Source organism: Sphingobium sp. IP1, from assembly GCF_002708645.1.
Lineage (GTDB): Bacteria > Pseudomonadota > Alphaproteobacteria > Sphingomonadales > Sphingomonadaceae > Sphingobium > Sphingobium yanoikuyae.
Window position 1 is genome coordinate 1 of sequence record NZ_NOIW01000155.1, and the last position, 9,452, is coordinate 9,452.

At 65.3% G+C, this 9,452-nt stretch carries 5 protein-coding genes and 1 tRNA gene; 2 read left to right on the top strand and 4 right to left on the bottom strand.

Annotated features, from left to right (window positions below; translation table 11 throughout):
- The coding region (locus CG471_RS27540) for a PepSY-associated TM helix domain-containing protein (protein WP_180275821.1) at positions 1-199 on the bottom strand (199 nt) is incomplete at its 3' end.
- Between the two features lie 309 nt (positions 200-508).
- Between CG471_RS27540 and CG471_RS27545 the strand changes: the two genes are divergently transcribed.
- Positions 509-1,630: a VacJ family lipoprotein gene (locus CG471_RS27545; protein ID WP_099234418.1), complete on the top strand. Its 1,122-nt coding sequence runs from the start codon at positions 509-511 to the stop codon at positions 1,628-1,630.
- A 104-nt stretch (positions 1,631-1,734) separates the two neighbouring features.
- Here the strand turns inward: CG471_RS27545 and CG471_RS27550 are convergent, their stop codons facing one another.
- Both CG471_RS27550 and CG471_RS27555 read right to left on the bottom strand, forming a co-directional pair.
- Positions 1,735-6,408, bottom strand: a complete 4,674-nt coding sequence (locus tag CG471_RS27550; RefSeq protein WP_099234419.1) for an NAD-glutamate dehydrogenase domain-containing protein — start codon at positions 6,406-6,408, stop codon at positions 1,735-1,737.
- 332 nt (positions 6,409-6,740) lie between these two features.
- Positions 6,741-8,015, bottom strand: a complete 1,275-nt coding sequence (locus CG471_RS27555) for a hypothetical protein (RefSeq protein WP_099234420.1) — start codon at positions 8,013-8,015, stop codon at positions 6,741-6,743.
- Between the two features lie 204 nt (positions 8,016-8,219).
- Here CG471_RS27555 and CG471_RS27560 point away from each other — a divergent pair.
- Positions 8,220-8,295, top strand: a tRNA-Thr gene (locus CG471_RS27560).
- Here CG471_RS27560 and CG471_RS27565 read toward each other — a convergent pair.
- Positions 8,266-9,452 (bottom strand): recombinase family protein (locus CG471_RS27565; RefSeq protein ID WP_180275822.1); only part of this gene is annotated, 1,187 nt, incomplete at its 5' end. The two genes, CG471_RS27560 and CG471_RS27565, sit on opposite strands and share 30 nt — an antisense overlap.

Here is a 9,452-nt window from a genome sequence, read left to right on the forward strand (position 1 = left end):
GGGTGGCGCTTTTTTCGACGGTCTGGGGCGAACCCTCGACATCGGCGGCATGGTTGAGGGTGATGCCGGTGAAGGCAAAGAGCAGCAGGCCGATCAGGCTGATCGCCGAACTCACCCAATGCCAGGTATGCAGCTGCTTCAGCCAGAATGCCTTGGCGCTCTTCTTTTTCTTGGGCTGGGCGCGGGCGGGAGCGTGCATCGAGAGAAGGGCGAGTCCTGTGGGAAATGAGGTGGCCCGAATAACGCGAACGACTCGCAATTGCAAACCGCTCGCAACAGGAAAAATGTATCAAAATGTAAGCGTTCGGGAACCAAAGCGCCGCACGCGCGTCTCCGCCTGCCGCCTCCTGCTTGACCACCATACTTGACGGGTGCGGCACGCCCCCCTAGCGAAATCAGCTTGGACAGCGATGTCGCGGGGATGCGATGTCTGTTTATCGGCCCTTATCCAGGCCGTTGCTGGCCGTTGGGCCCGTCGTCCAGACGGGGCCGTGACAAGGGACGATTTATGCTGCTTTCGGTTGCCGCCACTGGAATGATGCTGATGGCGGGACAGGGGGAGGTCGTGGACAGCGGCGCTCCGGTGGTGCCGGCTGCGGCCGTGGCGCCTGCGCCGGCGGAAACGCCCCAGACGGTCCCTGCCGATCCGCTCCAGCCCGCACAGGCGCCAGCACAGACGCCCACGCCCGACAGCCCCTATCCGCCGCCGGTCGTGCTGCCGACGCTGAGCCCGATCGCGGCGCAGCCCAAGGAAGAGGTGCCGGTCGATCCCAATGCGATCGTCGTGACCGGCGACACCGGGCTGCGCAAGCGCGATCCCTTCGCCGCGATCAACGAACAGTCTTTCGAGGCGGTCCAGGCGGTCGACAAGGCGCTGATCGAGCCGGTGGCCAAGGCCTATAACAAGGGCCTGCCGCGCCCGGTGCGCAAGGGGCTGCGCAACTTCTTCTCGAACCTGGGCGAACCGGTCGTGTTCGCGGCCTATATGCTGCAGTTCAAGCCGGGCAAGGCGTTCGAGACGGCCGGCCGCTTCGCGATCAACACGACGCTGGGCTTTGTCGGCCTGTTCGACGTTGCCAAGCGCAAGCCGTTCAACCTGCCCTATCGCCCCAATGGCCTCGCGAACACGCTGGGCTTCTATGGCGTGGGGCCGGGGCCGTACATGTATCTGCCGCTGGTCGGCCCGACGACGCTGCGCGACATCATCGGCGACACGGTCGACAAGATGATCCTGCCCTTCGCGGTCGGCAAGCCCTTCAACCAGCCCACGGTCGTTATCCCGATGGCGGTGCTGGACCAGTTGGGCGAGCGCGCGGCGTTCGACGAGCGCATCCAGGCGATCCGTTCCGACGACAACCCCTATGGCAGCTATCGCGACCTCTATCTCAACCAGCGCAAGGCGGAAATCGAGGCACTGCACGGTCGCTACACGCCGGGCGTGACACCGGTCTATGGTCCGGGGCTGCGCGTGCCGGGCAAGGACAAGCCGGTAGCCGACGCGCCGGCCGCTGCTGCCCCGGTTGCTGCAGAGCCGGCACCTGCGCCTGCTGCTGCGCCGGCACCCGAAACGGCCCCCGCACCGGCGCCCAAGCCGCTGATGGTGCAGCCGCTGCCCGCCGATCCGCGCTGATCGCATCGAAGGCACAGAAAAGAAAAAGGCGCCCGATCATTGGATCGGGCGCCTTTTTCTGGGGTGCTGAAACCCCTTCCCTCTGACGGGAAGGGGCGATGGCCTCAGCGGCCGAGCAGGCCGCGGGCCTGACCGGCGATTTCCGCCAGCATCGCGACATTGGGCGATGCCGCTGCCTTGGCGCGCTGCACCAGGGCGCGGAACTGCTGGATGCGCGCACCGCGCTCGATCAGCCATTTCTCGACATGATCGGACACGTCCTTGCCACCCGTCTTCATGCCGCCCTGGGCCAGGAAGTCGAGCCGCACCTGCTGCATGTCGCGCGCGACGCCGGAGATGAGCAGGCGCTCCCACGGATCGGTCGGTTCCATGCGGGCGGCGGCCGACTGGACCCAGTCGATGCCGACAGCCTCGCCCAGATGGGTGAAGGCGCGGGTCAGCGCGATCTCGTCCATCTTCAGGCGACCGGCGAGCGCGGCGATGCCGACCGCGCCGTCCAGCTTGAACAGGCCGGCGGTGCGCACTGCCAACGTCTCGGGCGCACCGAGCGAGAGCAGGCGATCGGTAACGGCGGTGACGCGACGCAGCGCTTCGCTGGTGAGCAGGTCATCGACCTGGTTGGCGAGCGCCTCGACGCCCTTGGCCAGGATCGCATGGCCGGCGTCCGGCAGCGTGCCGGCGGGCACGCTGCGCAGGATATCGGCGATCTGCGCGCGCATGCCGCTGGCGATGTCGCCGAACAGGGCCAGGCGGGCGGCTTCCGACATGTCGGCCGCGTCGATATCCGCCCACAGGGTGCGAATGTCGTAGAGGCGCTCGGCGATCAGGAAGGCGCCGGCCAGATCGGCGAGCGAGCAGCCCTCTTCTTCCGCCAGTTCGAAGGGATGGATGATGCCGAGGCGGTTGACGATGCGGTTCGCAACCTTGGTGGCGATGATCTCCTTCTTGAGCGCATGGGCCGCGATCGCATCGGCTTCCTTCTCCTGCATCGCGGCAGGGAAGGCGGCGGCCAGTTCCGCGCCCATGCTGGGATCGGTCGCAAGGTCGCCATGTTCGATCGCGTCCTGCAGCGCCAGCTTGGCGGTGGAGAGCAGCACGGCGAGTTCGGGGCGGGTGAGGCCCTGGCCATCCTGGCCCCGCCGCAGCAACTGGTCATTGGCGGCCAGCCCCTCGACCTGGCGGTCGAGACGGCCGGTTTCCTCGAACGTCTCGATCAGGCGGACATAGGAGGCAAGGTCCGCCGCGCCGCCGCTTTCGGCGATCGACAGGCCGAGCGCCTGAAGCCGGTTATCCTCCAGCACGATCGCGCCGACCGCGTCGGTCATGCTTTCGAGCAGGGCATTGCGCTTGTCGAAGGGCAGGCGGCCTTCCGCCATTTCCTTGTTCAGCGCGATCTTGATGTTGACCTCATTATCCGAACAGTCGACGCCAGCACTATTGTCGATGAAGTCGGTGTTGATCCGCCCGCCATGGAGCGAGAAGGCGATGCGCCCGGCCTGTGTGGTGCCAAGGTTCGCGCCTTCGCCCACCACCTTGACGCGCAGCTGTTCGGCGTTGACGCGCAGCCGGTCATTGGCCGGGTCGCCGACATCGCCATGGCTCTGCGCGGCGGCCTTCACATAGGTGCCGATGCCGCCGAACCACAGCAGGTCGTTGGGGCTCTTGAGGATGGCGGAGATGAGCGCGGTCGGCTCCATCTCGCTTTCGATCACGCCCAGGATTTCCTGAACCTGCGGGGTGAGCGGGATCTTCTTGAGGCTGCGGGCGAACACGCCGCCGCCTTCGGAGATCAGCGACTTGTCATAATCCTCCCAGCTGGAGCGGGGGAGGGCGAACATGCGGTTGCGCTCTTCCCAGCTCTTGGCCGGATCGGGACTGGGGTCGAGGAAGATGTGGCGATGGTCGAAGGCGGCGACCAGCTTGATCGCCTTGCTGAGCAGCATGCCGTTGCCGAACACGTCGCCCGACATGTCGCCGCAGCCCACGACCTTGACCGGCTCGCTCTGCACATCGACGCCCATTTCGGCGAAGTGACGCTGGACGCTGATCCAGGCGCCCTTGGCGGTGATGCCCATCGCCTTGTGGTCATAGCCGTTGGAACCGCCGCTGGCGAAGGCGTCGCCCAGCCAGAAGTCCCGCTCCAGCGCGATCGCATTGGCGACGTCGCTGAAGGTCGCGGTGCCCTTGTCGGCGGCGACCACGAAATAGGGATCGTCGCCGTCGCGCACCACCACCTGGGCGGGGTGCTTCACCTTGTTCTTCACGATATTGTCGGTGATCGACAGCAGGGTGCGGATGAAGATGCGATAGCTTTCCGTGCCTTCAGCGAACCAGGCATCACGGTCGACCTGCGGATTGGGCAGTTGCTTGGGGTAGAAGCCGCCCTTCGCGCCGGTGGGCACGATGACAGCGTTCTTGACACGTTGCGCCTTCATCAGGCCCAGGATTTCGGTGCGGAAATCGTCGCGACGATCGGACCAGCGCAGGCCGCCACGGGCGACCGGGCCGGCGCGCAGATGGATGCCCTCGACACGCGGGCTGTAGACCCAGATTTCGCGCCAGGGCAGCGGTGCCGGTAGGCCGGGGACGAGCGCGCTGTCGATCTTGAACGCCAGCGCCTCGGCCGCGGCCGGGGCATAGAAGTTGGTGCGCAGCGTCGCGGTGATGACGGCGCGGATCAGGCGCAGCACGCGATCCTCGTCGATCGAGCTGACCTGTTCCAGCCCGGCGTCGATCTCCGCCTGGATGGCGGTCGCCTTGTCGCTGCCGTCCTGCGCGGCGGGATCGTGCAGCGCTTCGAACAGGGCGACAAGATTGCGGGCGACGCCCTGTTCACGGCGCAGCGTGTCAGCGAAGGTCGCCATGCCAAAGGCGGTGCCGGTCTGGCGCAGGTAGCGGAACAGCGCGCGGAACAGCACCACCGCGCGCGGCGCGAAGCCGGCAGTGACGATCAGTTCGTTGAACCTGTCATTTTCGGCGACGCCTTCGATCACCTGGGCGATCGCCTCGGTCACCACTTCGGCGCGGTCGACCACCGCCTGGGCATCGCCGCCGGCCGGCAGTTCCAGCACGAAGCGCTGGACATGGCCGAGTGTGCCGCCGTCGATCGCCGTGGTCATCTCGTCGATCACGCGGAAGCCGAAATTCTCGAAGGCGGGGACGACTTCGGACAGGGCGATGGCGTCATGGCTGTAGAGCTTGAGGCGCAGCCGTTCGGCGCTGTCTTCCGGGTTGCGATAGATGCGGATCGACTTGTCGCCCGGACCCGACAGGCCGTGGATCAGGCGGATGTCGACCGCCGCCTCGACCGGGCCGGCACCGTTGCGATAGGCCATCGGGAAGCCGGGGGCGAAGCGCTGGGCCAGCGCCGCGGCGCGGCCGGCTTCCTCGCTTTCGGCCAGCGCTTCCTCGACGGCGGGCAGCCAGCCGCGCACCATCTGCTTGAGCTGACGATCGAGCGCGGCATCATCGGGCACGACGCCGCCATCGCGCAGGTCGAGGGTGATGCGCAGCAGCGCCAGGCCACCTTCCTCCAGCGCGATCGACCAGCTCAATACCGGGCCATTCGCTGCCTTGGCCAGCATGTCCTGAATCGCGACGCGGCGCGCGGTCGACAGTTCATCGCGCGGCAGCCAGACGAAGGCATAGAGGTGACGGGCCAGCGCGCTGGTGGCGAGCACCAGCTTGGGGCGCGGCCGGTCGGTCAGCGACATGAAGGTCAGCGCCAGATGCTCCAGCGTGTCGCGCTCGAAGCCGATCAGAATGTCATGCGGCAGGGTGGTGAGCGCATGGGCCAGCGTCTTGCCGGCATGGCCGGCCGGATCGAAGCCATATTTGTCCATCAGCGCCGACAGCGCCGAGCGCAGCAGCGGCACCTTTTCCGGCGAGGCGGCGAGCGCCGCGCTGGTCCACATGCCGGCGTGGATCGACAGGCCGGTGACGCTCTTGCCCTCGCGCACCGGCAGGATGATGAGGTCCAGCAGCACACCGCGATGGACGCGCGAGAGGATGTTGGACTTGATGATGAGCGGGCTGCGCTTGCCTTCCTCGAACCAGGTGAAGGCGGCCTCGCGCGAGGCCGGCGCGATCATCGGCTTGTCGCGCAGCGCGCAGATGCCGAGCCGCTCTTCCGAGGTGCCGACCCGGCTGCACAGTTCATGGCCGATCTGGGTGAAATGGCCCGCGAGGAACCAGCGCAGCAGCGCGGCGCCTTCATCGTCGGTGACGGCATTGGCGTCGGCCGACATGGCTTCCTGCATGCGCGGCCAGTCGCGCACGGCGACGCGGACGTCGGCCAGCGTGTCTTCCAGCGCCTTTTCGAGCGCGCGGCGCGCCTTTGCGTCGGCACGGTCGGCCTCGATATAGATCATCGATTCCCGCAATGCGCCGGGCGCATCATCGTCCAGGATCGCGGACAGGGTGCCATCAGCGCCGCGCGATATCGACAGGACGGGGTGGAGCAGCCGGTGAATGCTGATGTCGGCCGCCGCCAGGGTGGTGGCGATCGAATCGACCAGGAAGGGCATGTCGTCGTTGATCAGCGCGATCCGCATGAAGCGGCCGGTGGCGCCTTCGCCCAGCGTCTCGATCGCGATGCCGGGCTGGCCGGCCTTGCGCGCATTGGCGGTGCGACCCAGGAAGGCCGCGGCGGCGGCGATGGCCGCCTGATCAAATCCCTCGCTCTCGCCGGGCAGGGCGCCCTTTGCCAGGACGCCTTCCAGCGCCGCGCGAACAGTTGAATCGACTTCCTTGATATTGGGATCAGCCAGCGCCGTCATTCGCCTACCTCTTAGCCGCGGGGAAATGTCCCGCCGTTGCCGAAACGGAGGAGGCGCTGGAACACCGCCAGACGACTCCTTGTCCTAGGGGCATCTATATGCCCCTCTCACCGGATCGTCTCAAGTATTGGTCGAAATAAAATTTCGCGCGCGTGAAATATTATGATGCAGCGCAGCATGGTCGGGCCGCCCGTTACTGGCGGATATCGATGTCCGGAAGGCATGGCCCGAAGAGCGGGCATGTCCCTATGCACTTGGAAAGCCGCGATGTCACGCCAAGATGGCGCGTTTGCGGCACGGCTGGGAGTGAGGGCCGGCGCCGAGACAAAATCTCAGTCGGCGGCGGCCAGGATCACGCGCTGGCCCAGGTCCGATCCTTCCGGCAGGGCGCCGACGATCGCCAGCGTGCCATCCGCCTCGCGCCGGGCGACGACGACGGCCAGGCCATCATTGTCGGTGGCGACGGCCAGCGGATCGAGCGCGGTGGCGCATTTCATCGTGTCGCGGGCGGTCTGGCGCTTGTCGGGGCGGGCGGGCATGTCCGCCCGGCGGGCGGCGCGCTCGTCGCGGACCAGGGCCTTGAGGCCACCATCATAGCCGGCCAGATAGGCGGCGAAGCTGCCGACCGACAGGCTGGCGGTCGCGGCATGATCGAGCGCGGTCGCATATTCGGTGATGCGCGTCTTGTCATAGGTGGCGCCGAAGACCAGCTTGATGACGGCGGTCATCGGGCTGCGCGCCTGCGCCTTGATGCCATAATCTTCCAGCAGTTCGGCATATTCCCCGGCCGATCGGCGGGTCACCAGCGCGAAATCATAAGCAAGGCCGATCGCGCGATAGAGGGCGGCATGGCTGCGCGCCTCGCTGGTACGGGCCTTTTCCGCGCCTTCGCGGGCGAGCGCCAGCCAGTCGGCGAGCGGCGCATCCTCGGTCGGCATCTCCATGCCGGCCAGATCCAGCACGTCATCATCCTCGTCCGCGCCCGGTCCATCGGCCCAGATCGGCGCATCGCTGCGCGCCGGGGGATTGTGCAGCAAATTGGTGTCGACCTCGCGCTCGATCGCGACCGACAAAGCGTGGCTGGCCATTTCCTTCCAGTTGATCACGCCGAACACGAAGTCGATCGAATCGCCCTGCGCGGAAAAGGGCATCAGGATGCCGCGATAGAGAATCTCGCGGCCGCGCTGGTTGATGAACTCCGCCTCGAATCCGATCGGCGCGGCATTGGCGATGATCTGGAGATAATGATCGGTCAGGCGCGACAGCAGCGAACGGGCGGGGACATCGGCGATATGGCCGATCGGCCCCTCGATCTCGCATTCCTCGCGCAGCGCCGTGCCGAGATAGACGATTGCCGGATTCTCGATGCCGGCGGTGAAATCGAGCAGCACGCTGTAGGGGCCGAAATCGTCCATCTGATCGGGCGACAAATCCTCGATCAGGGGCAGGGCGCGATCGCCCAGCAGCGACGCCCAATAATTATAGGCGCGCACCTGCATGCGCCGTTCCTCATATCCCACGGCGAGCGGACGGTCGATCGCGGCATCACCGGGATATTCGAAATCGTCCTGGTCGTTGGCGACGTCATGCCCCCGCAGAATGTCCATCCGGTCGGTCCTTGGAACAGAGAATAAGCGACTTTGCGCAAGGCTGTGCCACGGGGATGGTAAACATGCCGTAAATTCGCGCGCAAAAGCGGATGGATGGCGCGCAATATCGGTTGATCGTGCGGTGACGGTGCGATGGTGGGCAAGAAAGTGCATTTGGGCGCTTGTCCAATCGCCCGACCGCTGTTATCTGCCCGCGCCAGTGCCGCTTTAGCTCAGTTGGTAGAGCATCGCATTCGTAATGCGAGGGTCACGTGTTCGAGTCACGTAAGCGGCACCACTCCCGGTCAAAGTTGGGCACTGCGCCCACTTTGACGGGAAGGCCGGTTGAAACACCGGCTTCCAACGTCGCAGTACGACCGGAGATCAGGATTTTCTGATCTGATACACTCACTGCATCGACAAACATTTTCAGATAGGCCGAGCGCAGCGACGCATCGTCGGCTCTCAGTTTCTCCGACAGCAATTTGCCAAACCGGTCGATCGTGCTTGCGTCGATCCGCCTCTTTCCTCGAGCGAGTTGCCGCTCGAGAACATTTATCCGGCCAGTCGCTGCCGCCAGGTTTGTGCGGTTCTCGGCCATGCGCTCGGCGAAATGTGGATCGCGTGGGCTCATCAGGCCATCTTCGATCAGGATGAGCAATTTGCGGATGGCCGTGTCGAGCCGCGTCTTGTCTGCTAGCGCTTTGGACAATTCAGCCTCCTTGCTGTGCCGATTCTTCTCAGAAAGTTCGAGAAGGCCAGCCAACAGGGAGCGAAGACGATCGGGAGCAAGCAACTGCCTCTCGATGGCGGTTACAACGGCTTCGTCGAGTTGCTCTTTCCTTATTGCGGGGTAGGCGCAACCACCTCCATTGTTCACCCGCTGATTGCAGGCGTAATAGGCGTATTGACCACTCTTGCCGGTACGAATTGTCATTCCGCTGGTACAGCCGGGCATCCCGCATCGGGCGAGTCCCATCAGCAGCGTAGTCCCGGCAGCAATGTGGGGGGCCATCCTCCGCGGATTTCTTGAAGCGCGAAGCGCAGCAACCCTGTCGAACTGCTCCCGATCGATGATGACCGGACACGGAACGGCTATCGCGTCTTCGAGCGAGGGCACAACACCTTCGTCGTCGGCGGTCCGATCGTAATATACACCGGTATATGTCTCACGTGCCAAGATTCCTGAGAGATTACCGTTCGAGAACCTGGACCCGCGCAGGGTTATTCCTTGACCGTTCAGGTTTTTGACGATCCAGCGGCCGCCTCGCCCTGCATCAGCCCAGTCAAATATCTTCTGAACGATGGGAGCCTCCTCGAGCGCGATCTGAACCGCGCCGGGTTTGCCGGAGGCTCCAACTTCTGAGTAAGTGGAGCCGATATGAGCAAAGCGACGAACAAGTTTGCACCTGAGGTTCGCGCACGGGCGGTGCGCATGGTGCTGGATCACGAGGC

Bases quoted from the DNA above. Each gene is read 5' to 3' on its own strand.
- CG471_RS27545 (WP_099234418.1), top strand. From the start codon at position 509: ATGCTGCTTTCGGTTGCCGCCACTGGAATGATGCTGATGGCGGGACAG.
- CG471_RS27555 (WP_099234420.1), bottom strand. From the start codon at position 8,015: ATGGACATTCTGCGGGGGCATGACGTCGCCAACGACCAGGACGATTTC.
- CG471_RS27550 (WP_099234419.1), bottom strand. From the start codon at position 6,408: ATGACGGCGCTGGCTGATCCCAATATCAAGGAAGTCGATTCAACTGTT.